The sequence below is a fragment of the Mycobacterium sp. NPDC049093 genome, from assembly GCF_040704635.1.
Taxonomy (GTDB): domain Bacteria; phylum Actinomycetota; class Actinomycetes; order Mycobacteriales; family Mycobacteriaceae; genus Mycobacterium.
In genome coordinates this window covers 269,378-293,692 of sequence record NZ_JBEZJS010000002.1, presented here as the reverse complement: position 1 = coordinate 293,692, position 24,315 = coordinate 269,378, and the positions used below count along the sequence as shown (strand labels likewise).

The following is a 24,315-nucleotide window of genomic DNA, read 5'->3' as shown; positions in this document are numbered from 1 at the left end:
ACCGCTGTTGCTAGCCTCGTGCCGATGGGACGATCACGCATTGCGGCGCTGGCAGTGCTGTGCGGCCTGCTTTCAGGGTGTTGCGCTCCGACCGAAACCACGTCATCTCCGGCTGCGCCACCGGCTTCGACATCGGGACCGGCAGCACCGGCGAAGTCTGCGGCAGCCGACGGCACCTGCGCGCTGAACGGCCTCCCGCCGGAAGCGGACAAGACCGTGGAGCTCATCCAGTCCGGAGGGCCGTTTCCCTACCCGCGCAACGACGGCGTCGTTTTCGGAAACTACGAAGGCCGGTTGCCCAAACACGAGCGCGGCTACTACCACGAGTACACGGTCCCGACGCCGGGCAACAAGCACCGTGGCAAGCGGCGCATCGTCACCGGGGGATCACCGCAGACCGACCCGCCCGAGTACTACTACACCGGCGACCATTACGAATCGTTCTGCCTGATCGGAGGCATGTGAAGACGTATCGGATCGACGGGACCAAGGTGGGTTCCAGAGCGGACTTCTTCACCGAGATCGGCCGCGCGGTCAACGGCGACGGCGGCTACTTCGGCTCGAATCTGGACGCGTTGGCCGACTGCCTGCGCGGCGGTTTCGGTACGCCGGAGAATCGCAAGTTCCGGTTCGTGATGACCGACTACCGCAACATCAAAGACACGCTCGGCGAGGACACCTGGAGCACCGTGCTGTCCATCTTCACCACCGAGGGCGTCGACCTCTGGCTGGAGAACTGACCCTCAGTTGTCAGGCCGGCAAATCACGGCTGTGACAGCTTACGCGCGTCCGGCGTGGGCAATGGTGCTGCGGCATCGGGTTGGCAACGAGCTTCTGCGGCAACGGTGTTGAGGGCTGAAGCGAAGCCTGCGAAAACTGGTTACCCTGGCGTTCTGCGCGCCGTCAGGTGCGGGATCACTGGCGGACAACAGGCGGGAGCGACGCGCGCGTGACCGAAATGCCGGCGACGGCGACGACGTGGCTGATGGCCCGGACCGAGGGGTCCGCACACCTGTGGCAAACCGACCCCAGGGGTATGGCCGCCGCGCTCCCGTACTTTCGAGCGACGATGACCCACTTTGTCGCGCTCCACGGCGGCGCGTTATCGGGGAAGCGATGGCCCTGCGACGGTTTCGTGGCTGCCTTCGACCGCGCATCCGATGCCGTGTCCTGCGCGCTGTATCTGCAACTGATGCCGTTGGATCCGTTTGAGCTGTGCATCGGTGTGCACAGCACTGCGGCCGGCACCGAGCGTCTGCGCGACATCGCCCATGGTGGGCAGACATTGATATCGGGCACGACGGCCTCCTTGGTTGCCGGCGATCTTCCGTCCGGTACGACGCTGAAATACCTTGGCGATCAACGCATGGACGGCGGCGAGCCCCAAGAGCGCCTCCTGCAGCTGTGCCATCCGGGATTGCACCAGTACCTGCGGCCCTTGCGCATGCCGAATGCGGTTCTCGCTGAAGTACTGGTCAACTGAGCTCAGTTGAAGGCAAGCCAGCTGGGCAGGGCCCGCTCACGCGAATCGCACAGCACCTGACGGGTATCGCAGTTGCCGCGCGGTGATCCGGCTCCGCTCCACATGCCTCCGGTGTCACGGCGCAACACGATCGCCGACGAACCGCCGCCGTCGAGCAGCAGTGCGTTGTCGGCGCCGAGGCCGCGGAACAGGTCCTGGATGTTGTCCGGGGTGTAGCTGCCGCCTTGGAAGACGTAGAGCTGGTCGGTGGCCCGGTTGTAGCCGATGGCGGTGCGGGCCGCACTCGGGCCGTTGTCGTTGAGCTGACCGGTGTCGCCGGGAGCGAGCAGTCCGATACCGGCGACCGCGACGAACCGGGCGTTCTGATCCAGCAGGCGCTGGATCACCGGGGTGGCCGAGTCGTAGTCGTCGGGACCCTTGGGCATCACCACATACGGGGCGCCGCCCATCGGAAGGATCATGGTCGCCAGTGCGGCCCAACGCTCGTCACCGCCGGACAGGCCCTGCTTGCCCGCGTAGGCCAGCGTGCCCGTGACCGCGGCGTTGGCCCGGCCCTGGCCGCGGGTGTTGTCGACGTAGGCGCCCAGCGGGGACGAGCATTTGGTATCGCGCCACGAGCCGCCCTTCTGCCCGCGTACGTCGAAGAAGTTGGCGTTCACCGCGATGGTCGGCTGGCCCAGGACCTGCCAGGCGGCCAGCGGCGCGTAGGTTTCCGACGCTTGCCAGAGTCCTTCGCTCGTCCGCGCGCCGGGGGTGCGCTCGCAGCGGGACTGATAGCCCTGATGGCTGTCGACCAGCAGGCGCGGGTTGAGCCGTCCGGAGGCGTTCTTCATCGCCATCAGATGGCCGCCGTTGTTCAGCGTGTAGGCGCGGCCGTCGGCAGACAGGAACGGTGCGGCGAACTGGCCGCCGAAGTTGTAGACGAGGTAGGCGCCCTTGGTGTTGGCGATCGCTCCGAGCAGCAGCGTGCGGGCGTCCTCGGCGCGTGCGACGGGCGAGCCGGTGGTGGCTAGCGCCGCGCAGACGGCAACGGCGGCCGCAGTAGCGACCGCACGTTGGAGGAGTTTTGCCAGGGCTGGCACGAACTACACAATAACCACACAGGAAACTCTGTCAACATGCGTAACAGCCTGGTCACGGTTGGATCAAGGGGCGATCGCACCTGGTTGATCGGTGTTAGCTGGATCGGCCGTCTCGGTCTTGCGGAGTACCGCAGGCCGCAAATGTGTGGGCAGCAGGCGCAGGCCTGCCGCACCCAGCGCCGTCACCGCAATCGCGCCCGCCGTGGTCAACAACGCCGGGGCTGCCGGGAACGCGCCCTCCAGCAGCATCGCGACACCGAAGATGACGAACAGGGCAGCAGCGCCCAGCTGGATCACCCGTTCGGGGAGGTGCTTGCCTGCGATCGCCCCGACCACGATGGCCAGCGCGTCGGCCGCCACCATGCCGATGGTGGAACCGATCCACACGCCCACCCAGTCGTTGTCGGCGGCCAACGTGATGGTCGCGAGCATCGTCTTGTCGCCGAGCTCGGCCAGCAGGAACGCGGAGGTGACGGTGAAGAACGCCGGCGCCGTCGAGCGCTGGGCTTTGGTCGCCTCATCGTCGGACAGCTTGTCGCCGCGCAGGGTCCACAGCCCGAAGAACACGAACGCCACACCGGCGAGGATGCCGAGCAGGTGTGTCGGCAGCGCCGCGCCCAGGTAGTGACCGACGCCGACCGAGATCAGGTGAACTGCGGTGGTGGCCGCGGTGATGCCGATGAGCACCACCCACCAGCGGTAGCGCAGCGCAAACGTCATGGCCATCAACTGGGACTTGTCGCCGAGCTCGGCGACGAAGATGACAGCGAAACTCAAGAGCAGTGCAGCCAGCACTCGACAAACTCCTCGGTCGTTGGCTGCCGTTGGGGGCTGAACAGATGCCTCCGGCCGGCAAACCAATGGTCTACGGCCGAAGGTCTCGCCCACCGGTCGTGACCGGTTCGGATAACCGGGCCGCTCATGCGTCGCTGATGCGCGGCCAGTATGTCGAATATCCGATTGGGGGCTACTCCCCTTCGCTGTTGTCCACCATACGCACGCCCGCGGGGTCGGTGCAAACCGTGGCGCGCGAAAGTGCTTATTCGACAATAAGTTTGGGGATCAACACGGGAAAGTTCGGGTGCCCTGACAATGCTGGTTCAGGCACCCACATATTCAGCGAGGTGCTTACCTGTGAGCGTGGCACGGTCCGCGACCAGATCCGCCGGGGTGCCCTCGAAGACGACGCGGCCGCCGTCGTGCCCGGCGCCGGGACCCAGGTCGATGATCCAGTCGGCATGCGCCATCACGGCCTGGTGGTGCTCGATCACGATCACCGACTTTCCCGAATCCACCAACCGGTCCAACAGCCCGAGAAGCTGTTCGACGTCGGCCAGGTGCAGCCCCGTGGTCGGTTCGTCCAGGATCAATGTATCGGCCTTCTCGGCTCCGGTATCTCCGAGCCGGGCGGCAAGCTTCAGCCGCTGCCGCTCGCCGCCGGACAGGGTGGTCAGCGGCTGGCCGAGGGTGAGATAGCCCAGGCCCACATCGGCCATCCGGGACAGGATCTTCTGCGCCGCAGGCACTTTGGCCTCACCGTCGGAGAAGTACTGCTCAGCTTCGCTGACCGGCATGGCCAGCACCTCGGCGATGTCACGTCCGCCGAGGGTGTACTGCAGCACCGAGGCGCCGAACCGCTTGCCCTCACATTCCTCGCAGGTGGTCTCGACGGTGGCCATCACCCCGAGGTCGGTGTAGATGACCCCCGCGCCGTTGCAGGTCGGGCAGGCACCTTCGGAGTTCGAGCTGAACAGCGCCGGTTTGACGCCGTTGGCCTTGGCGAAGGCCTTACGGATCGGGTCGAGCAGCCCGGTGTAGGTGGCCGGGTTGCTGCGGCGTGAACCGCGGATCGGGCTCTGATCGACCGCCACCACGCCGTCGCGGCCGGCCACCGAGCCGTCGATCAACGAACTCTTGCCCGAGCCCGCGACGCCGGTGATCACCACCAGTGCACCCATGGGGAGGTCGACGTCCACGTCCTGCAAGTTGTGGGTGTCGGCACCGCGGATCTCCAACGCACCGTTGGGTTCCCGCACCCTGTTCTTCAGGGCCGCGCGGTATCCCAGGTGGCGTCCGGTGATGGTGTCGCCGGCGCGCAGATCCGCCACGCTGCCCTCGAAGACCACCTCGCCCCCGGCCGATCCGGCGCCCGGCCCGAGGTCGACGACATGGTCGGCGATCGAGATGGTCTCCGGCTTGTGCTCGACGACCAGCACGGTGTTGCCCTTGTCCCGCAGGGCCAGCAGCAGGTTGTTCATCCGGGCGATATCGTGCGGGTGCAGCCCGATGGTGGGCTCGTCGAACACGTAGGTGACATCGGTCAGCGACGAGCCCAGATGACGGATCATCTTGACGCGCTGGGCTTCTCCACCGGACAGGGTGCCCGCAGGGCGGTCCAGCGACAGATAGCCCAACCCGATCTCGACGAATGAGTCCAACGTGTGCTGCAGCGCTGCCAGAAGCGGGGCCACCGATTTATCTTTGACGCCGCCGAGCCACCCGGCCAGGTCGGTGATCTGCATCGCGCAGACCTCGGCGATGTTGACGCCCTTGATCTTCGACGACCGCGCGGTCTCCGACAGACGGGTGCCATCGCATTCCGGGCAGGTGGTGAAGGTGACCGCGCGGTCCACGAAGGCGCGGATGTGCGGTTGCATGGCCTCGACGTCCTTGGCCAGGAACGACTTCTGGATCTGCGGGATGAGCCCCAGGTAGGTCAGGTTGACCCCGTCGACCTTGAGCTTGGTCGCCTCCTTGTGCAGCAGCGCGTCGAGTTCCTTCTTGGTGAACTTGTTGATCGGCTTGTCCGGATCGAAGAATCCGCAACCCCGGAAGATCCGGCCGTACCAGCCGTCCATGCTGAAACCCGGGATGCTCAGCGCACCCTCGTTCAGCGATTTCGTGTCGTCGTACAGCGCGGTCAGGTCGATGTCGTTGACCGCGCCGCGACCCTCGCATCGCGGACACATCCCGCCGACGATCTTGAAGTCGCGCCGCTCCTTGACCGCGCGGCCACCCTTCTCCAGCGTCACCGCTCCCGCCCCGCTGATCGAGGCCACATTGAACGAAAACGCCTGTGGGGAACCGATATGCGGGCTGCCCAGCCGGCTGAACAAGATGCGCAGCATCGCTCCGGTATCGGTGGCGGTGCCGACGGTGGAGCGCGGGTCGGTGCCCATCCGCTGCTGGTCCACGATGATCGCGGTGGTCAACCCCTCGAGAACGTCGACCTCGGGCCGGGCCAGGTTCGGCATGAAGCCCTGCACGAACGCGCTGTAGGTCTCGTTGATCAACCGCTGGGATTCAGCGGCGATCGTGTCGAACACCAGCGAGCTCTTGCCCGACCCCGAGACACCGGTGAACACCGTCAAGCGCCGCTTGGGCAACTCGATGTCCACGTCCTTGAGGTTGTTCTCGCGGGCACCGGTGACCCGGATCAGATCGTGACTGTCGGCGGGATGCATCGGTTAGCGCGACTCCTGGATACGGACCATGTTGCCGGCGGGATCGCGAAGGGCGCAGTCCCGCACACCGTATGGCTGCTCGGTGGGTTCCTGGACTACTTCGACGTCTCCGGCCTGAACTTTTTCAAACGTACCGTCGAGGTCCTTGGTGGCCAGCAGGAGTGTCCCGAAAGTGCCCTTGGCCATCATCTCGGCGATGGTGCGGCGCTCGTCGTCGGTGAGGCCGGGGGTGGCGGTCGGTGGGTACAGCACGATGGAGGTGTCGGGCTGGTTCGGTGGGCCGACGGTGATCCACCGCATCTTGTCCTTGCCGACGTCCAGGCGGACCTCGAAGCCGAGGACGTCGCGATAGAACGCGAGGGATTCTTCCGGGTCGTCGAGCGGGAGCATGCTTGAGTGAATGGTGAGTTCCATGGTTTTCACGCTAGGTGCAGGCGGGTGGCCGGCGCTTCTCGATTCCTGATCGGTTTGGTGACCTGCTTCTCGACGCAGGACGGCATGCCATTCGTCACTCCGGCGGTCTGTTGCCGATACGCACTCGGCGGGATGCCGACGAGTTCGGTGAACCGGGTGCTGAACGTGCCGAGCGAGGAGCAGCCGACGGCGAAGCAGACCTCGGTGACGGACAGGTCACCGCGGCGCAGCAGCGCCATGGCGCGCTCGATACGACGGGTCATCAGATACGAATAGGGCGACTCGCCGTAAGCGATCTTGAACTGTCTGCTGAGGTGTCCGGCCGACATACTGACCCCGCGGGCAAGCGCTTCGACGTTCAGCGGTTGCGCGTACTCGCGGTCGATGCGGTCCCGCACCCGGCGCAGCAGCTTGAGATCACCCAGCTGTTGGTCGGCCACATCGGCGATGGTACGTCTAGGCTCCCAGCCGATACACCGCGCCGGCGTAGTCGTCGGTGATGTAGACGGCGCCGTCGGGGCCCGTCACCGCCGCCACCGGACGTCCCCAGCGGGAGCCGTCGTCGGCCTGGAAGCCGCCGACCAGGGTCTGCTGCGGGCCCAATGTGCCGTCGTGCCAACCGAAGAACGACACTTCCGGCGCTTGCGGTGACCGCCGGTTCCAGGAGCCGTGCACCCCGACGAGGGCACCTGGTCCGTAGGGTGGCGGCAGTTCGGCGAAGCTCATGCCCAGCGGGGCGGAATGGGCACCGAGGGTCTGCTCGACGGGTGTCAGCGCCGCACAGTCCAGTTTGCTGCCGTCGGGGTTGGTCTGCATGTCGCGGATGAACCCGGCTGGTGGCGGGCCGTCGGGATTGCAGTATGGCCAGCCCAATTCGCGTCCGGGCGTCAGCTTGGCCACCGACTCCGGCGGGTGGTCGTCCACGTAGTCCTGGCGGACCCGGCTCTGTGGATCGGCGACGTCGTCGCGGTTGTTCACCGCCGTCCACAACGAGCCGTCGGGGGCCGGCGCCAGGCCCGTTCCGTTGCGGACTCCGGTGGCGAACGGGGTGGCAGGTCCGCCACCGGGCGGTACCCGCATGATGGTGGCCCGCGGCGGCGTGGCGGTGCGATCCTCGGCCGAGACGTTGCCCGTCGAGCCGATCGAAAAGTACACGGCGCCATCGGGTCCCACGGCGACGCTCTTGAGTGCGTGGGCGTAGGCACCGTGCAGGTCGGGGCTCTTGGCGTCGGGCAGATCGTCGGCGATGGTGCGGCGATTGACGGCCCGGCCTTCGACATAGTCATAGGCGTCGATCCGGTTGCTCTCGGCCACGTACAACGTCGGCCCGGCGAAGAACAGGCCGTGCGGCTGCTCCAGCCCGTCGAGCAGCGTGCGCTGGTCGGGGCGCACCGTCAGCACTTGCCCGGTGGCCGGCACCGACACCAGCAATGCGCCGTCGGGGGCGAACACGGCCATCCTGGCCTTGGGCACCCGGGCGATCACCTCGATGGTCCAACCGGCGGGTATCTGGGCGAGGCGAGGTTCGTCGAGCGGGGCCTGGGCGAATCGCTCGGGCACCTGAACGAGTACCGACTCGAGGCCGGCAGGTGGAGGCTCCGAGGTCGACGCCGAGGGGGTCGGCGGTGATCCGGTTCCGGGGTTCGTCCCACACGCGGTCAGGACGACCGCGGTGACCAGTGCGATCGCGCTACGCGCCGCCCAAACCCGCATTCATCTCCCAGACCAGGATCTCGGCTTCGGTGTCAGCTGTGACCCGTCCGCCTGAATCGGTGAGGCGGGCGGCGTCGCCCTCGGCGAGTGGCCCGGATCCTTCCAGCGTCGCCGCGCCGCGTGCGACGAACAGGTGGACGTAGCGGGCCTGCGGCAGTTCGACCGAATCGCCGGGCTGCAGCCGCGCGCCGTACAGCGTGGCGTCGCGGTTGTGCAGCGTGACGGCCGCATCGCGGGCACCGGAGGCGATCGGGGTGAGCGTGGCGGCCAACTCGATCTCCTGCTGTTGATAGCTCGGTGTCACGCCGGCCGTATCGGGCAACACCCACATCTGCACGAAATGCACCGGCTCATCGGCAGATCCGTTCTTCTCCGAATGCTGCACGCCCGTGCCCGCCGACATCCGCTGGGCCAGACCCGGATAGATCACCCCGGAGTTGCCCATCGAATCTTCGTGCGCCAATTGCCCGGACAACACCCAGGTGACGATCTCCATGTCCCGGTGCGGGTGGGTGTCGAACCCCGCATCCGGCGCGACGATGTCGTCGTTGTTCACCAGCAACAGGCCGTGGTGGGTGTTGGCCGGGTCGTAGTAGTCGGCGAACGAGAAGGAGTGCCGTGAATTCAGCCAGTCGGTTGTGCTGGCGCCGCGGTCCCCGGCGCGGCGGATGTCGACCGTGGCAGGCATGGTGCCAGCCTACCGAGGGCAGTAGCTGACCAACCGGTGGATCGGGGAGGGCCGGGGCTTAGTGTGTTGGGCGTGGAACTCAACGGAGCAAGCGCCATCGTCACAGGTGGCGCATCAGGTATCGGCGCGGCGACTGCCCGCCAGTTGGCTGCCAAGGGAGCCCGCGTTGTCGTGGCTGACCTGCAGGCGGACAAGGGCGAGGCCCTCGCCAAGGAGATCGGCGGCATCTTCGTCACCGTCGACGTCACCAACACCGACCAGATCATCGATGCGGTCAAGACCGCCGCGGACCTCGGCCCGCTGCGCGCCCTGGTGAACTCGGCCGGCGTCGGCTGGGCCCAGCGCACTATCGGCAAGGACGGCGAGTTCTCCTCGGCTCACGACCTCGGCCTGTACAAGAAGGTGCTCGACATCAACCTGGTCGGCACCTTCGACTGCATCCGCATCGCCGCCACCCAGATGAGCAAGAACGAGCTCAGCGAAACCGGCGAGCGCGGTGCCATCGTCAACATGACCAGCGTCGCGGCGTTCGACGGCCAGATCGGCCAGGCGGCCTACTCGTCGTCCAAGGGCGGCGTTGTCGGCCTGACCCTGCCGGTGGCCCGCGATCTGTCCGCTGTCGGCATCCGCGTCAACACCGTGGCCCCCGGCCTCATCGACACCCCGATCTACGGCGAGGGCGAGGCCTCCGAGGCGTTCAAGGCCAAGCTCGGTGAGTCGGTGCTGTTCCCGCACCGCCTCGGCAAGCCCGACGAGCTCGCCTCCATGGTCGTCGAGCTGCTGACCAACTCGTACATGAACGCCGAGGTCGTCCGCGTCGACGGTGGCATCCGGATGCCACCGAAGTAACCTTCGCGAATAGACACGAGAGGTCCCCCGGAGCGCTTCAGTTCCGGGGGACTTTTGCGTCTGCTGGAAAATCGTCGTGTGACCGACACCTGGTGGGGCGATGCGTTGCTCGGCCTCGGCGTCGCTCTGCTGCTGAGCTGGCTCGTCCTGGTTGGCGCGCTGCTCATCGTGCGGCCGCGCGGAAATCTGCTCACCGAGGCGCTGCGCATACTTCCGGACCTGTTGCGGTTGATCCCTCGCCTGGCCAGGGACAAAACGCTGCCCCGCGGGGTGCGCTTCCGGTTGGCGCTGTTGGTCGTGTACCTGGCGCTGCCGATCGATCTGATCCCCGACTTCATCCCCGTGCTCGGCTATGCCGACGACGCCATCATCGTCACCTTGGTGCTGCGCAGCGTCGTACGCCATGCGGGGTTGGCGGCTGTCCGGGCGCACTGGCCGGGTACCGACGACGGGTTCGACGCCCTGACACGGCTGACCGGGTTGTCCCGCTGAACAAAAGCAGAATCCCCCTTTTCGACGCTGAAAAGGGGGATTCCGTGTCTGTGGGGGTTTACCAGTCCGACTCGTCGAACTTGATGACACCGCGAATGTTGTTGCCGTCCAACATGTCCTGGTAGCCCTGGTTGATGTCCTCGAGCTTGTAGGTCCGCGTGATCATGTCGTCGATGTTGAGCAGGCCCGACTTGTACAGCGCCGTCAGCCGGGGCGTCTCGACGTGCGAGTTGCCGCCGCCGAAGATGTTGCCCTTCAACGTCTTCTGCAACATGGTGAACAGGAACAGGTTGAGCTTGACGTCGGCGTCCATCATCGAACCCATGCCCGTCACCACACAGGTGCCGGTCTTGGCGGTGAGGATCATCGCCTCTTCGATGTACTCACCCTTCATCTCGCCCACGGCGATGATGACCTTGTCGGCCATCAGACCCCAGGTGAACTCGATCATCGGCGCGATGGCCTCGGCCATCGACGCGTAGACGTGGGTGGCGCCGAACTTGATGGCCTGCTCACGCTTCCACTCGTTCGGGTCGATCGCGATGACGTGCTTGGCGCCCGAGATCACCGCGCCCTGCAGCGCACTCATGCCGATGCCGCCGACACCGACGACGACGACGGTCTCGCCGGGCTTGACGTCGGCGACGTTGGTGGCCGAACCGAAGCCGGTCGGCACCGCGCAGCCCATGATGGCCGCGGTCTCGAACGGGATGTCCTTGTCGATCTTGACGACCGAATCCTTGTGCACCGTCATGTACGGCGCGAAGGTGCCCAGCAGGTTCATCGGCGACACCTCACGGCCGCCGGCGGTGATGCGGCTGGTGCCGTCGGCGATGGCCTTGCCGCCGAGCAGGACCGCACCGCGGTCGCACAGTGAGCGGAAGCCCTTCAGACACGGCGGGCATTCACCACAGGCCGGGATGAAGGCGAGGATGACGTGGTCGCCCTCCTCGATGCCGGTGACGTTCTTGCCGACCTTGGTGACGACGCCGGCGCCCTCATGGCCGCCGAGCGCCGGCAGCGCCATCGGGGTCGCACCGGTGGTCAGGTGGTAGTCCGAGTGGCACATGCCCGCGGCATGCATCTGGATCTGTACTTCGTCGGCGACGGGGTCGCCGAGGTCGATCTCGTCGACCTTGAATGGCGAGTTGAGTTCCCACAGCAGGGCGCCTTTGGTCTTCATGGGAGGCGATAATAGAACAGGTTGCAATACCGCCGAGTAACTGGGCCCTGAACAGGCAGTTTGTCTGCTTGATTTCGTCGTCGAGTGGCTCGTTGTGACACGCGTCAGGTCGATCTGTGTGCATCAGGTGGCCACTCGGCGATGAGTAGCGCAGCCGACGCGGGTCTATCCCGCATGACCGAGATCAACGCAAGCATCGTCCCCAACCTCTGGTTCGACCGCGAGGCCGAACAGGCCGCGCAGCACTACATCGACGCGTTCGGCGGTAATGGCCGCATCGTCAAGACCATCGCCTCCCACCCCGATTCGCCCTCTCCCCAGGACGTGCCGGTGGTGGTCGAATTCGAACTGTCCGGTCAGCGCTTCGTCGGCATCAACGGTGGCCCGCACTTCCACTTCACCGAGGCCGTCTCCCTGGAGGTGCGCGTCACCGGGCAGGAGCAGCTCGATCAGATCTGGGCGGCACTGGTCGAGGGCGGTGAGGAACTGCCCTGCGGCTGGCTCAAGGACAAGTACGGGTTGGCCTGGCAGATCACCCCGACGGAGTACTACGACCTGCTGGACAAGGGTGATGACGCCGCCGATGGCCGGTTGATGGCGGCGGTGCTCAGCACCCACGGGAAGTTCGACATCGCTGAACTAGAAGCGGCCTACAAAGGTTCGTAGGTTCGTGCCCGTCGAGTGGCTAGTTGGCGCACATTAAGACCGGCTTGGCGTGCAATAACTGGCCATTCGAGTGGGATATCCCCAGCGCGGCTTTGATCCACAACAGGGGTGCCACGGCGCCGGGGGCCGGGGGATGTGTCGCACGGTCCGGTGACCGTACGGGCATGGAAGATCCCTTTCTCGGCACAGAGGCGTTGACGGCTGGGACGGTGACCAGGCGGAAACTCGCGAGTCGTCATGAGGCTGTCTATCGCGATGTCTACCTCGCCAAGGGCGCCGAGATGACAGCTGCAAAGCGCGCGCTGGCCGCCTGGCTGTGGTCCGGGCGCCAGGCGACGTTGACGGGTCTGTCGGCGTCGGCGGTGTACGGCACGCAGTGGATCGACCCGACAGCGCCTGCCGAGCTCTACCGTCGCAATGGAAAACCGACCACCGGGATCCTGATTCACCGCGACGAGTTGTATGCAGACGAGACTCGCCGTTTCTCCGGTCTTCCGGTGACGACACCCGCACGCACTGCTTTCGACCTGGGCCGGCGGCCGGGCCGGGACGAGGCCGTCATCCAGGTGGACGCGCTCTCGCAGGCAACTGGTTTGTGCGCGGCCGATATCGCACCGCTCCTCGACCGGCATCGGGGTGTTCGCGGTCTGGTGCAACTGCGCGAGGTCCTCAACCTGATGGACGGTGGTGCCGAATCGCCGCCGGAAACCCGCACCCGTCTGGTGCTGATCGATGCCGGTCTACCGAAGCCGCAGACACAGATCTTGGTGCATGGGAACTTCTGCACCAGGCGGTCTGCGCGTATCGACATGGGCTATGCGGACTTCAAGGTCGGAGTCGAATACGAGGGCGCCCAGCACTGGACCGATCCTCGGGTGCGGACCAACGACATCGACCGCTATGCCGAACTCGCCGCGCAAGGGTGGTTGATCATCAGGGTCGGAGCTGACCTACTGAACCATCGTCCGCAGGTGATCGTCGCTCGAACATGCGAAGCCCTGCGGGTCCGAGGAGCTCAGTGGCCAGTTGTTGCACGGGCTTCAGCAGATCGTGTGGCGTAACTGGCCACTCGACGTCAAGGCAAAACGACGGGCAGACCGAACTTCTCGAACAGCGACAACTCCATGAACGCCACCACGTGGGAGATACCCTCGGGGCCGACGTCGAGGACGTGCAGCTGAAAGGCCTCGTGCCGGCCCGTCTCGGCGTTGAGCATGTACATCGCTGCGGCGGGCTGGCCGTTGGCGCTCGTCGCGATGAACCGCATGTCCCCGGGCTTCTCGGCCGGACACTTGTAGCGGGACAGGTCGCCGATGGCCTGCGGCCCCTGATACCAGCTGTCGAATGGCGGCATCTCCCAGATGGCCTCGGCGGTGAACAACTCGACGAGCTTGTCGATGTCGTAGGCCTCGAAGGCGGCCATGTAGTTGCGCAGGAGGTTCTGGGCGTGCGGGGAATCCGGCGGGTCCACCGCGTCGTCCTGGCTGGGGCCGACCGCGTCGAGCTGGGCCCGGGCGCGCTGCAGCAGGCTGTTGACCGCGGCCGTCGACGCCCCGATCGCCTCGCCCACCTCGGCCGCCTTCCACTGCAGCACCTCCCGCATCACCAGCACCGCGCGTTGACGGGCCGACAGATGCTGCAGTGCCGCGACGAACGCGAGCCGCACCGAATCACGGGTCCCCACGATCGTGCTCGGATCCGCCGGGTCGTCGGTGGAATCGGGGAGAGGCTGCAACCAGGGGATCTCGTGGTGTTCGGCGATCTCGTCGGTGGGTGACGAACTCGGATTACCCAGGCCCGACGGCAGCGGGCGGCGTTGCCTGCCCTCCAACGCCGTCAGGCACGTATTGGTGGCAATGCGGTGCAACCAGGTCCGCACCGACGACTTGCCCTCGAAACCCCCGTACGCCTTCCAGGCGCGCAGGTAGGTCTCCTGCACCAGATCCTCGGCGTCGTGCAGCGAGCCGGTCATCCGGTAGCAGTGGGCCAGCAGCTCACGACGGTAGCGCTGAGCATCGGCCAGGAACGCATCGGCCGGGCTGTCGTCATCCAGGCGGTGGGCGAGGACCGTCACATTCGCGAGCTTACGCAGCACCCCCGACAACCACGACCGGAAAATCTCCGACCGGTGCGGCTACGCTCGCCAGGGTGACCAGCACCCGCAGTGAACAGACCTTTGACGGCGTCGGCGGGGTCCGCATCGTCTACGACGTATGGACGCCCGACACCGCACCGCGGGGCGTCGTCGTTCTCTCCCACGGCCTGGGCGAACACGCCGGGCGGTACCACCACGTCGCGCAACGGTTCGGGGAGGCCGGACTGGTCGTCTACGCCCTGGACCACCGCGGTCACGGCCGCTCGGGCGGCAAGCGGGTGTACCTGCGCGACATGTCCGAGTACGTCGGCGACTTCCACACGCTCGTCGGCATCGCGACCGCCGAGTATCCCGCCCTCCCGCGCCTCGTGCTGGGGCACAGCATGGGTGGCGGCATCGTGTTCAGCTACGGCGTCGAATACCCCGACGAGTACACCGCGATGGTGCTGTCGGGACCCGCGGTGGCCGCGCAGGCCGCCGTGTCGCCGGTGCTGGCGGCGGTGGCCAAGGTGCTCGGCAAGATCGCCCCCGGGTTGCCGGTGGAGAATCTGGACGCCAATGCGGTGTCCCGCGACCCCGAGGTGGTGGCGGCCTACAAGGCCGATCCGCTGGTGTGGCACGGCAAGGTTCCCGCGGGTATCGCCCGTGCGCTGATCATCGTGGGGGAGACCATGCCGCAGCGGGCCTCGGCCCTGACCGCGCCACTGCTGGTGGTGCACGGCGAGAAGGATCGGCTGGTGGCCGTCGAAGGCAGCCACCGTCTTGTCGAATGTGTGGCGTCCGAGGATGTGCACCTCAAGGTGTACCCGGGCCTGTTCCACGAGGTGTTCAACGAGCCCGAGAAGGGGCTGGTTCTCGACGACGTGACGTCCTGGATCGAGACGCACCTGTGAGAAAGCTTGTGGTGGCACTGCTTTCGGTGCTCCTGGTCGCCGGCTGCGGTACGGACGAGGCGTCGAAGGAGGCTCAGCAGCCGACGTGGACCGACACCGACGTCACCTTCGACGCCGACGGGCTCACCATCCACGGGTCCTACCGGCACGCGGGCGCGGCGCGCCCGGCCGCGCTGCTGATCTCCGAGAGCGGACCCACCGACCGCAACGGCGACAACAAGGTCGTCGGCCCGGTCGGCAACATGCGTCAGCTCGCGGAAACGTTGTCGGACAAGGGTGTTGCGTCCCTGCGCTACGACAAGATCGGAACCGGTGCCACCAAGCTCGGCCCCTACGCGAAGAAGCCCACCGACGTGGTCAGCGCCGTGTACACCACCGGCGCGGCCGCCGCTCTGCGCTTCCTGACCGCACAGCCGGACGCCGACAAGGCCGAGCTGTCGATCTACGCGGTGGGTGAGGGCGCCATCCACGCCATGACCCTGGCCGGCGCTGCCGATCCGAAGGTCCACTCGTTGGCCCTGTTTCAGCCACTGTCCGGGCGCTACCTGGACATCATCACCAACCGGGTGCGCGCCGGGGCCACTCCTGAGGTACTGACAGCCTGGCTGGCCGCCGTCGACGAGATCCGCACCAAGGGGACCGTGCCCGCCAACCTGCCCGAGGGCCTGAGCGCCATCGTCAACAAGGACAACCTCAACGCCATCGTCGAGGCCGACAAGATCGACCCGCTGCAACTGGCGGCCCGGCTGCCCGACGGCATGCCGGTGCTGCTCACCTGCTCAGACTCCGACGCGCAGGCCAACTGTGAGACCGAACGTCCGCTGATCGGCGCGCTCAAGCACACTGCGCTCACGGTCGTCGAACTGAAGGGCGTCAACCACGTGCTGCGCGACGATCCCACCGACAGCATCGCCAACTACGGCAAGCCCGGATCGCTGTCACTCCAGGTGGTGGAGGCGATCGGCAAGTTTGTCGGTACCGGTGGCTAGGTTTGTCGCGTGAGCGACGACAAGATGTTGGCGCGCATCGCCGCACTGCTGCGTCAGGCGGAGGGCACCGACAACCTCCACGAGGCCGAGGCGTTCATGGCCGCCGCTCAGCGGCTGGCCACCGCCACCTCCATCGACCTGGCCCTGGCCCGCGCGCATTCCGCGGAGCGCACCAAAGCGCAGATGCCGGTGCAACGCACCATCACCATCGGCGAGGCCGGCAGACGCGGATTGCGTACCTATGTACAGCTGTTCGTGGTGATCGGGATGGCCAACGACGTGAAATGTGATGTGGCGTCCAACTCGACCTTCGTCTACGCCTACGGGTTCGCCGAGGACATCGACGCCACCCACGCCCTCTACACCAGCCTGCTGGTGCAGATGGTCAAGGCGTCGGAGAGCTATATCGCCTCGGGCGCCCACCGTCCGACCCCGACCATCACCGCCCGGCTGAACTTCCAGCTGGCCTTCGGTGCCCGGATCGGCCAGCGCCTGACCGAGGCCCGGGAGGAAGCGCAACGCGAGGCCGACGAGGCCGACCGGCCGGGCACCGCTATCGCCCTGCGGGACAAGGACATCGAGCTGCGCAGCTTCTACCGGGAAGCCTCGCAGGCCCGTGGGACCTGGCGCGCGACGAACGCCTCGGCCGGGTATTCGTCGGCCGCTCGCCGGGCCGGGGACCGCGCCGGTCGCCACGCGCGGCTCGGGGCCGGCCAGGAGATCTCCGGCGCGCGCGGCGCCTTGGAGCAGTGAGCACCAGGGACACCCAGCGCGCCAGGGTGTACGCCGCCGAACAGTTCGTGCGCACCATGTTCGACCGTGCGGCACAACACAGTTCGCGCGCCATCGACTTCTTCGGTACCTCACTGACATTGCCGCCGGAGGCGAGGTTCGGGTCCGTCGATTCGGTGCAGCGCTACGTCGACGACGTCGTCGCCCGGGTCGGAGCCGGCCCGGTTGCGGTGCGTTCCCGTCGGGGAGCCACGGCGGCGCACTACGAATGGGTCGACGGCAAGGCCGTCATCGCCGTCCCCGAGCGCGATACCTGGGCACTGCGAGAGTTGGTGGTACTTCACGAACTGGCCCACCACGTCAGCCATGCCGACCCGCCCCACGGGCCGGCCTTCGTCGCCGCCTACAGCGAGCTCTGCGAAACGGTCATGGGTCCGGAGGTCGGGCTGGTGTTGCGGATGGTGTACGCCAAGGAAGGCGTCCTCTAGCCTGGCGCACATGACCGAGGCCGCTGACGTCGATGCCATGTTCAACGAGGTGTTGCGCACTGAAGACGAGGCGCTGATCGCGGCGCGTCAGTCCGCACACGCCGCCGATATGCCCGCCATCGAGGTGTCGGCTCAGCACGGCAAGCTGCTGTCGCTGCTCGCGACGATCTCCGGGGCGCGTCGGGTGCTTGAGATCGGCACTCTCGCCGGGTACAGCACCATCAACCTGGCCCGTGGTGTGGGACCCGACGGCAGCGTCGTCACGCTCGAATACGAGCCGCGTCACGCCGAGATCGCACAGGCGAATCTGGCGCGGGCCGCGGTCGCTGACCGCGTCGAGGTGATCGTCGGTGCCGCACTCGACACGCTGCCGCGGCTGGCCGAACGCGGTGACGTGTTCGACCTTGTCTTCATCGACGCCGACAAGGAGAACAACGTCCGCTACGTCGAGTGGGCGATCAAGCTGGGCCGGCCGGGCTCGATCATCGTGGTGGACAACGTCACCCGGTTCGGTCGGGTTCTCGCACCGGCGGCCGACGACGCACAGGCGCAGGCCGTGCGCGACATGCTGGAGATGATGGGTGCCGATCCGCGGTTGGACACCGCGGCCATTCAAACCGTGGGCACCAAGGGCTGGGACGGTTTCGCCGTGACGCTCGTGCGGTAAACGGACCCTCAAACGCCGCGAGCGTGCGTGTCCATCAGCAGACACGCACGCTCGCGGGGTTGAGGTCAGGGCTAAGCCAGGGAGTCCTGCGGCTCGCGCTGGATCGGCTTCGGCCACGGCTCGGGCTTGGGACGCTGACGCACCATCTGCGGCCACCAGAACCACTTGCCCATCAGGGCTGCGATCGACGGGGTCATGAAGGAGCGGATGACCAGGGTGTCGAACAGCAGACCCAGACCGATGGTGGTGCCCACCTGGCCGATCACGGCCAGTTCGCTGACTGCCATCGACATCATGGTGAACGCGAATACCAGGCCTGCCGAGGTGACCACCGACCCGGTGCCGCCCATGGCGCGGATGATGCCGGTGTTCAAGCCTGCGTGTATCTCCTCTTTGAATCGGGAGACCAGTAGCAGGTTGTAGTCCGCACCCACCGCCAACAGGATGATCACCGACATGGCCAGCACCATCCAGTGCAGTTCCAGGCCGATCAGGTGCTGCCAGATGAGCACCGACAGGCCGAAGGAGGCGCCGAGCGACAACACGACGGTGCCGACGATCACCGCGGCGGCCACCATGCTTCGGGTCAGGATCAACATGATGATGAAGATCAGGCAGAGCGAGGCGATTCCGGCGATCAGCAGGTCGTAGTTGGCGCCCTCCTGCATGTCCTTGAACATGGCCGCGGTGCCGCCGAGGTAGATCTTGGAGCCCTCCAGCGGGGTGCCCTTGATGGCCTCCTTGGCCGCCAGCTTGATCGGTTCGACGTGCGCGACGCCTTCGGGGCTCATCGGATCGCCTTCGTGGCTGATGATGAACCGCACCGCATGCCCGTCAGGGGACAGGAACATCTTCATGCCGCGCTTGAAGTCCGGATTGTCGAAGGTCTCCGGTGGCAGATAGAACGAGTCGTCGTTCTTGGCGGCATCGAAGGCCTGACCCATGGCGGTGGAGTTGTCCTGCATGGCCGCCATCTGATCCTGCATGCCACCCTGGGTGGCCTGCATCGTCAGCATCATGGTCTTCATGGTCTTCATCGTCGTGATCATCGGCTGCATGTTCGCGATCATCACGGGGATAAGCGCGTTCATCTTGTCCATGTCAGGGACGATCTGCTCGAAATCGGCTGTCATGGTGTCGATTCCGTCAAGGGTGTCGAAGACCGACCTGATCGACCAGCACATCGGGATGTTGTAGCAGTGCGGTTCCCAGTACAGGTAGTTGCGGATCGGACGGAAGAAGTCGTCGAAATCCGAGATGTGGTCGCGCAATTCCTTGATGTCGTCGACCATGCCGTGCATCTTGCCGACCATGCTGTTCATGACGCCGCGCATCTGTTCCATCAGCGCGATCATCTTGGTCATCGTGTCGACGGTGACCTGCATTTCGTCGGCCTGCTTGAGCATGTCGGCCATCCGGTCCTGCATGTACTTCTGATTCATCGTCTGGGTCGTGCCCTGCATGCTGATGTTGAACGGGATCGAGGTGTGCTCGATCGGCGTTCCCTGCGGGCGCGTGATGGCCTGGACCCGGGAGACACCGGGTACGCCGACAATGCGTTTGGCGATCCGCTCGATCACCAGGAAGTCCGCGGAGTTGCGCAGATCGTGATCGCTCTCGATCAGCAGCAGCTCGGGGTTCATCCGGGCCTGCGAGAAGTGGCGGTCGGCCGCGGCGTAGCCGGTGTTGGCCGGTAGATCTGCCGGCAGGTACTTGCGGTCGTTGTAGTTGGTCTTGTACCCCGGCAGTGCGAGCAGGCCGATCAGCGAGATTGCGATGGTGGCGATCAGGATCGGTCCCGGCCAACGCACCACCGCGGCACCGATCTTGCGCCACCCGCGGGTACGCATGGCCCGCTTGGGTTCCAGCGTCTTACCGAATTTGGTGGCCACTGTGATGATCGCCGAGCCCAGCGACAGCGCGACGAGCACCACCATCACCATGCCGATCGCGAGGGGGATACCCAGCGACTGGAAGTAGGGCAGGCGCGTGAAATGCAGGCAGAACGTGGCGCCGGCGATGGTCAGGCCCGAACCCAGGATGACGTGGGCGGTGCCGTGGAACATGGTGTAGTAGGCCTGTTCCCGGTCCTCGCCGACACTTCGGGCCTCTTGATATCGGCCTATCAGGAAGATCGCGTAGTCCGTGGAGGCGGCGATGGCCAGCATCACCAACAGGTTGGTGGCGAACGTCGAGAGCCCGATGATGTTGTAGTAGCCCAGGAAAGCCACCAGACCGCGAGCGGCCGACAGCGACAGCACCACCATGACCAGGGTGAGTAGCACGGTCACGATGGAGCGGTAGACCGACAGCAGCATGATGATGATGACCACGAAAGTCAGGGCGGTGATCATCTCGAGGCTGCGGTTACCGGCGATCTCCTGATCGGCCGACATCGCTGCCGGGCCGGTCACATACGCCTTGACGCCCTCCGGCGCCTGGACGCTCTGGACGATCTTCTCGGTGGCCTCGACCGATTCGTTGGCCAGCGCCTCGCCCTGGTTACCGGCGGTGTAGACCTGCACGTAGGCCGACAAGCCGTCGGAGCTCTGGGCACCCGACGCGGTCAGCGGGTCGCCCCAGAAATCCTGGACGTGCTCGATGTGCTTCTTGTCGGCCTCGAGCTTGGCGACGATCTCGTCGTAGTACTTGTGTGCGTCGTCGCCCAGCGGCTTGTCGCCCTCGAGCACGACCATCACGGAGCTGTTGGACTTGAACTCCTGGAACACCTCGCCGACCCGCTTCATGGCGATCATCGACGGTGCGTCGTCCGGCGTCATCGACACCGAGCGCATCTTCCCCACCTCTTCGAGCTGGGGAACGATCACATTGAGGACACCGATGACGGCGATCCAGCCGATGATGATCGGGATGGCCAGGCGCCGGATCCATTTGGCGATCCCGCCGTGCCCGGCGGGCTGCGCGTGCTGTGGGCCGCTGACCGGGATCGAGTCGGTAGGAGTGTCGTAATTGCTCATGCAGATTTCACCAAGCAGAAGGTCTGGGCGTTCACGCCGTTGGAGGTTCTCTCGTCCTTGAGCTCGTCATCGACGGTGATGCGGCAGCTGATCGTGTTGCCGTCGCCCTGCGCGACGATGTTGGGGAACACCGACGGGGCGGTGGACTCCAGACGCAGCGTCCAGGGCAGGGTGACCCCGTCGACGCGCTGGGGCTGGGCGTCGAGATCGAGGTAGTTCACGTCCGCGGTGGCCCCGGGCACGCCGTCGATCTCGTAGACCACGACCTTGGGGTCGAACGGTTTGGTGTCATCGACCTTGGCGCTGGAAATGCCGGAGCCGGCGCCTGCGCCGAAGAACGTGCGCACCCGCATCACCGTGAATCCGCCTACCAACACCACCACGATGATGATCAACGGAATCCAGAACCGTCTCAACAGCTTCATATTCGCTGGTCGGCCTTTCGGAGGTCAGGTACGCGGTGACGTACCGGGCGGCGGCGAAGCTCCATTGCCACTTCGTGATCATTTCGGTGTCGGCGGAATCCCGCCAACATCTTTCTACGTCGATGTCCGCGGTGACGTCCCCGTCGGAATCGTCCCGGAACGGACTGACCGACACCTCTGAGATCAGCCGGCTGCCCGGCGCGCTCAGGGCGGTGATGTCGGCGACGAGTCGACGCTGTTCATCCGATGGAACGAAGGGTAGTACGCCTTCCACGCTCCACAGGGCGCTCCGGTCGGTGTCGAATCCTGCCCGGACCAGTGCGGCAGACCAGTCGCCGCTGACATCGGCGGGGACTCCTCGCACGACTGTGGTCGGCGTGGTGCCGGCCATGGCGGCGGTCTTGACGTCGAGGATCGCGGGATGGTCGACGACGTACACGTGGGTGCCTGCGGGCCAGGGCAGTTGATAAGGACGTGGGTCCAGATCGGAGGACAGGAACACCACCTGTCCGATGCCGGTTTCGGCAGCGGCGAGGAGAAAGGTGTCGAGGAGTTCTGCCGGATATGACGCGCACGTAGTTGGCATCATCACTCCTCCCCCGCAGGATTCCTTGCCGGATGTAAAGTGAAACCTATACAGTCGGCTAACTTCAATCAAGTTAGTTTGGCTATTGACGCTGTGATCTAGAACGCGTTCGGTACGCTCAGCGCGACGAAGGGACGGGTGTGGCGAAGGCTGTTGCGCCGCGTGGCTTTGCCCGCGAGCGGGTGCTGGAGGCGGCGCTGAGCCTGTTCGCAGAGCATGGCGTCAAAGGTACGTCGCTGCAGATGATCGCCGACCGCCTCGGCGTCAGCAAGGCGGCCGTCTACTACCAGTTCCATTCCAAGGACGAGATCGCGCTCGCGGTCATCCAACCTGTCTTCGACGACATGGTGCGGTTGGTCCGCATCGCCGAGGCGATGTCCACGCCGGAGGCGCGGCGGGAGGCCGCCGTCAGCGGCATGGTCGAGATGGCCGTGCGGCACCGTCGGGTCACCGCGGTGTTCCACGGTGACCCGGTGATCGACGCTTTGGTGCACGATCGGGCCGAACTCCAGGACACCATCGAACGGCTCACGCTGATCCTGCTGGGCCCCGAGCCCGACGCCGCAGGCCGGATCTGCATGTCGGTGCTTGCCTCGGGTGTCTACGGCAGTGCCACCGATCCCGCCCTCAACGACATCACCGACGAAGAGCTGCACCGGGTGCTGCTGGACTGCGCGCAACGGTTGCTGCCTGCAGTGGCGCCGGCCGCGCCCGTCGCATCCGGGTAGCCCCGTACCTAACCCCGCAGCGCCGACGCGAAGATCGCGGGCAGCTTGCTCCAACCGGGTGCCCCGGCGAAGTCCACCAACAGCCGGCCCGTCGTCGCCGCGGTGCGGTTGTTGACGAACCACGGCGGCTTGGGGGACAACGACCACTCGCCGCGGAACACCGAACGCGGTGCCGGACGGAACGGACCGCGGACCACCGTGCGCTCCGGCCGATCGAGCAGAAAAGCGTTGTGCACCACGCCGACTCCACTCTGGATGTCATTGCGCCGGTGGCCGGGGAACGCGCCCCAGGTGGCCGTCGGGGTCAGATAGCCGACGCCGGTCCACGCGTTGATCGCGATGGTGCCGTAGCGCAGCTGCTCGACGAGGCGGTCGAACTTGTCGCCCATGTTCTTGATGGAGTCCGGGTGGGCGATGATGTTCACCCCGAGGGTGCCGACGAACTCGTCGTTGGCGACGCGTACCGCTTCTTCGGCGAACTGATCGTCGGGTACGTCGAGCTCGATCACGCCGAGAACCGGACCGAAATACTCGGTGCACAACAACGCTTCGCGGTCGGCGGGATCGACCACCAGCACCCGGGCACCCCTCGAGCCCAGGTGCTGTGCGTCCGGATACGACGTGTCCGCGCCGGCGACCCTGACGTCTGAGCCCGGGTAGTAGGCCGGGCGGGCAGGTGCATCGTTGAAGGCCTTGCGGATGGCGGCGATGAACTCGTCGCGCTGCGCCCAGTGCTTGGGCAGCACCACCACCTGCGCCGCCACGCAGTTGTAGCCGTTGTTGTGCAGGCGTTGCGTGGCAACGTGATTGGCCTGGAACTCGATGTCGGCCGCACTCCAGGAGCCGGGCAGCACAATCGTCGGGGACACCCCGCCGAGTTCGGCGGTCATCTCCTTGTCGAGTACGGGTTCGTCAGCTGCCTTGCGTCGGGCACCCTCCTCGCCGGTGCCGAACACGATGGCGTCGTACGTCAGGGCGCTGCCGGTCATGTGCACGTGGTCAACGAGCTTGTGCTGCACCAGATATGTGCCGACCTCGGCCCCGCCGGTAAGGATGCGCACCGCGCCGACGGCGATGAACGGTGCCAACACCTTGGTCAGCACGGGCTGCAACGGATCGGTGATCGGGTTGAGCTTGAGGGCGACCACCCGGTTGTTGGCGTACAACTCGTAGATGGTGTCCAGCGGCGCGATGGAGAAGATGTTGCCCGCGCCCAGCACCGCGCCCACACCGTGGGTGCGGGACGGGTCGCGTTGAGCCAGACCGGCCGACCGGATGGCCTCGGCCTTCTCGATTCCGGGCTGCAACCACACCTCGGCGCTGAACCCGGACAGCAGAAGTTGATCGAAGGTGTTGAGCGGCAGAGCTTTTACCGTGGTCCGGCCGCCGGGCGCGTAGCCGAACTCGGCGCCGTCGAGCGGGCTGCGGCACGCTTCCAGCTTGGTCAGGCTCTCCGACAGTGCGGCCAGCCCGGCCACCAGTGAGTACGGGCCGGACATCCATTCCTCGCCGACCAGGGGCGAGGCCGGGTCGAGTTGTTTGATCCCGACGGCAGCGTCGACCCACTCGGTGGCATGGCGCACGGTCAGGGCGCGTACCTCGTCGAGGAGTCCGCGGCGGGCCGCCAATGACAGGGAAGCCCAGGTCTTTTCGCCTTCGGCGAGATCATCGAGGGCCTGGTCGATCTGCGATTCGTTCAT

Annotated in this window: 26 protein-coding genes; 13 read left to right on the top strand and 13 right to left on the bottom strand. The window is 66.1% G+C overall.

Annotation, left to right across the window (positions count from 1 at the left end):
* The first annotated feature begins 24 nt into the window (after window positions 1-24).
* The 3 genes from AB0876_RS06920 to AB0876_RS06910 all read left to right on the top strand — a co-directional run bounded on the left by AB0876_RS06920 (window position 25) and on the right by AB0876_RS06910 (window position 1,483).
* Window positions 25-465 (top strand): guanyl-specific ribonuclease, encoded by a 441-nt coding sequence (locus AB0876_RS06920; protein WP_491841901.1) that lies wholly within the window; start codon window positions 25-27, stop codon window positions 463-465.
* Entirely contained in the window at window positions 462-740 is a 279-nt protein-coding gene (locus AB0876_RS06915; protein WP_491841902.1) for a barstar family protein, read from the top strand. Before AB0876_RS06920 ends, AB0876_RS06915 begins: the two co-directional genes overlap by 4 nt.
* Before the next feature lie 218 nt (window positions 741-958).
* Window positions 959-1,483, top strand: coding sequence for a LuxR family transcriptional regulator (locus AB0876_RS06910; protein ID WP_526041920.1), 525 nt, complete (start codon window positions 959-961; stop codon window positions 1,481-1,483).
* Window positions 1,484-1,485: 2 nt separating this feature from the next.
* Here AB0876_RS06910 and AB0876_RS06905 read toward each other — a convergent pair whose 3' ends face one another.
* The 7 genes from AB0876_RS06905 to AB0876_RS06875 form a co-directional block, all read right to left on the bottom strand.
* Window positions 1,486-2,565: a phosphodiester glycosidase family protein gene (locus tag AB0876_RS06905; protein ID WP_526041567.1), complete on the bottom strand. Its 1,080-nt coding sequence runs from the start codon at window positions 2,563-2,565 to the stop codon at window positions 1,486-1,488.
* A 63-nt stretch (window positions 2,566-2,628) separates the two neighbouring features.
* On the bottom strand, window positions 2,629-3,360 hold the full coding sequence (locus AB0876_RS06900) for a TMEM165/GDT1 family protein (RefSeq protein ID WP_526041566.1): 732 nt from the start codon (window positions 3,358-3,360) through the stop codon (window positions 2,629-2,631).
* Window positions 3,361-3,665: 305 nt separating this feature from the next.
* Window positions 3,666-6,029: an ATP-binding cassette domain-containing protein gene (locus AB0876_RS06895; RefSeq protein WP_526041565.1), complete on the bottom strand. Its 2,364-nt coding sequence runs from the start codon at window positions 6,027-6,029 to the stop codon at window positions 3,666-3,668.
* 3 nt (window positions 6,030-6,032) lie between these two features.
* On the bottom strand, window positions 6,033-6,443 hold the full coding sequence (locus tag AB0876_RS06890; protein WP_491841906.1) for a VOC family protein: 411 nt from the start codon (window positions 6,441-6,443) through the stop codon (window positions 6,033-6,035).
* Between the two features lie 5 nt (window positions 6,444-6,448).
* On the bottom strand, window positions 6,449-6,883 hold the full coding sequence (locus AB0876_RS06885) for a helix-turn-helix transcriptional regulator (protein WP_491841907.1): 435 nt from the start codon (window positions 6,881-6,883) through the stop codon (window positions 6,449-6,451).
* A gap of 16 nt (window positions 6,884-6,899) precedes the next feature.
* The gene (locus AB0876_RS06880; protein WP_526041564.1) at window positions 6,900-8,156 is read right to left on the bottom strand and encodes a PQQ-dependent sugar dehydrogenase; all 1,257 of its coding nucleotides are present in this window, start codon (window positions 8,154-8,156) and stop codon (window positions 6,900-6,902) included.
* Window positions 8,134-8,844 carry a pirin family protein gene (locus AB0876_RS06875; RefSeq protein WP_526041563.1) on the bottom strand — a complete coding sequence of 237 codons (711 nt, stop codon included), beginning with the start codon at window positions 8,842-8,844 and terminating at the stop codon, window positions 8,134-8,136. The genes AB0876_RS06880 and AB0876_RS06875 overlap by 23 nt, the downstream gene beginning before the upstream one ends.
* A gap of 72 nt (window positions 8,845-8,916) precedes the next feature.
* On the opposite strand from AB0876_RS06875, the gene AB0876_RS06870 reads away from it, so the two are divergent.
* A complete protein-coding gene (locus tag AB0876_RS06870) occupies window positions 8,917-9,693 on the top strand; it encodes an SDR family NAD(P)-dependent oxidoreductase (protein WP_055119465.1) in 777 nt (258 codons plus the stop codon).
* A 78-nt stretch (window positions 9,694-9,771) separates the two neighbouring features.
* The gene (locus tag AB0876_RS06865; RefSeq protein WP_526041562.1) at window positions 9,772-10,185 is read left to right on the top strand and encodes a YkvA family protein; all 414 of its coding nucleotides are present in this window, start codon (window positions 9,772-9,774) and stop codon (window positions 10,183-10,185) included.
* Window positions 10,186-10,243: 58 nt separating this feature from the next.
* On the opposite strand, the gene AB0876_RS06860 is transcribed toward AB0876_RS06865, so the two are convergent.
* Window positions 10,244-11,368, bottom strand: coding sequence for an NDMA-dependent alcohol dehydrogenase (locus AB0876_RS06860; RefSeq protein WP_064957619.1), 1,125 nt, complete (start codon window positions 11,366-11,368; stop codon window positions 10,244-10,246).
* A gap of 141 nt (window positions 11,369-11,509) precedes the next feature.
* On the opposite strand from AB0876_RS06860, the gene AB0876_RS06855 reads away from it, so the two are divergent.
* Together AB0876_RS06855 and AB0876_RS06850 are read left to right on the top strand one after the other, a co-directional pair.
* The gene (locus AB0876_RS06855; protein ID WP_526041561.1) at window positions 11,510-12,034 is read left to right on the top strand and encodes a VOC family protein; all 525 of its coding nucleotides are present in this window, start codon (window positions 11,510-11,512) and stop codon (window positions 12,032-12,034) included.
* A gap of 164 nt (window positions 12,035-12,198) precedes the next feature.
* Complete coding sequence (locus tag AB0876_RS06850) at window positions 12,199-13,095, top strand: type IV toxin-antitoxin system AbiEi family antitoxin (protein ID WP_526041560.1); 897 nt, start codon at window positions 12,199-12,201, stop codon at window positions 13,093-13,095.
* A 14-nt stretch (window positions 13,096-13,109) separates the two neighbouring features.
* On the opposite strand, the gene AB0876_RS06845 is transcribed toward AB0876_RS06850, so the two are convergent.
* Window positions 13,110-14,138: an RNA polymerase subunit sigma-70 gene (locus AB0876_RS06845; protein WP_526041559.1), complete on the bottom strand. Its 1,029-nt coding sequence runs from the start codon at window positions 14,136-14,138 to the stop codon at window positions 13,110-13,112.
* 44 nt (window positions 14,139-14,182) lie between these two features.
* On the opposite strand from AB0876_RS06845, the gene AB0876_RS06840 reads away from it, so the two are divergent.
* Genes AB0876_RS06840 through AB0876_RS06820 form a run of 5 tightly spaced genes read left to right on the top strand, consistent with a single transcriptional unit; the run spans window position 14,183 to window position 17,898 of the window.
* Window positions 14,183-15,022 carry an alpha/beta hydrolase gene (locus AB0876_RS06840; protein ID WP_064881325.1) on the top strand — a complete coding sequence of 280 codons (840 nt, stop codon included), beginning with the start codon at window positions 14,183-14,185 and terminating at the stop codon, window positions 15,020-15,022.
* The gene (locus tag AB0876_RS06835) at window positions 15,019-16,011 is read left to right on the top strand and encodes an alpha/beta fold hydrolase (protein WP_491841914.1); all 993 of its coding nucleotides are present in this window, start codon (window positions 15,019-15,021) and stop codon (window positions 16,009-16,011) included. The genes AB0876_RS06840 and AB0876_RS06835 overlap by 4 nt, the downstream gene beginning before the upstream one ends.
* Window positions 16,012-16,020: 9 nt before the next feature.
* Window positions 16,021-16,764, top strand: coding sequence for a DUF2786 domain-containing protein (locus AB0876_RS06830; protein ID WP_491841915.1), 744 nt, complete (start codon window positions 16,021-16,023; stop codon window positions 16,762-16,764).
* Window positions 16,761-17,231: a TIGR04338 family metallohydrolase gene (locus tag AB0876_RS06825; protein WP_491841916.1), complete on the top strand. Its 471-nt coding sequence runs from the start codon at window positions 16,761-16,763 to the stop codon at window positions 17,229-17,231. Before AB0876_RS06830 ends, AB0876_RS06825 begins: the two co-directional genes overlap by 4 nt.
* Window positions 17,232-17,241: 10 nt before the next feature.
* Window positions 17,242-17,898, top strand: coding sequence for an O-methyltransferase (locus AB0876_RS06820; protein WP_491841917.1), 657 nt, complete (start codon window positions 17,242-17,244; stop codon window positions 17,896-17,898).
* A gap of 71 nt (window positions 17,899-17,969) precedes the next feature.
* Here the strand turns inward: AB0876_RS06820 and AB0876_RS06815 are convergent, their stop codons facing one another.
* Genes AB0876_RS06815 through AB0876_RS06805 form a run of 3 tightly spaced genes read right to left on the bottom strand, consistent with a single transcriptional unit; the run spans window position 17,970 to window position 21,887 of the window.
* Window positions 17,970-20,876 (bottom strand): MMPL/RND family transporter, encoded by a 2,907-nt coding sequence (locus AB0876_RS06815; protein ID WP_526041558.1) that lies wholly within the window; start codon window positions 20,874-20,876, stop codon window positions 17,970-17,972.
* Window positions 20,873-21,253: an MmpS family transport accessory protein gene (locus tag AB0876_RS06810; protein WP_526041557.1), complete on the bottom strand. Its 381-nt coding sequence runs from the start codon at window positions 21,251-21,253 to the stop codon at window positions 20,873-20,875. The genes AB0876_RS06815 and AB0876_RS06810 overlap by 4 nt, the downstream gene beginning before the upstream one ends.
* Window positions 21,165-21,887, bottom strand: a complete 723-nt coding sequence (locus tag AB0876_RS06805; protein ID WP_526041556.1) for a class I SAM-dependent methyltransferase — start codon at window positions 21,885-21,887, stop codon at window positions 21,165-21,167. Before AB0876_RS06805 ends, AB0876_RS06810 begins: the two co-directional genes overlap by 89 nt.
* Before the next feature lie 140 nt (window positions 21,888-22,027).
* Between AB0876_RS06805 and AB0876_RS06800 the strand changes: the two genes are divergently transcribed.
* Window positions 22,028-22,615, top strand: coding sequence for a TetR/AcrR family transcriptional regulator (locus tag AB0876_RS06800; protein WP_491841921.1), 588 nt, complete (start codon window positions 22,028-22,030; stop codon window positions 22,613-22,615).
* A gap of 8 nt (window positions 22,616-22,623) precedes the next feature.
* On the opposite strand, the gene AB0876_RS06795 is transcribed toward AB0876_RS06800, so the two are convergent.
* Window positions 22,624-24,315, bottom strand: coding sequence for an aldehyde dehydrogenase family protein (locus AB0876_RS06795; protein ID WP_526041555.1), 1,692 nt, complete (start codon window positions 24,313-24,315; stop codon window positions 22,624-22,626).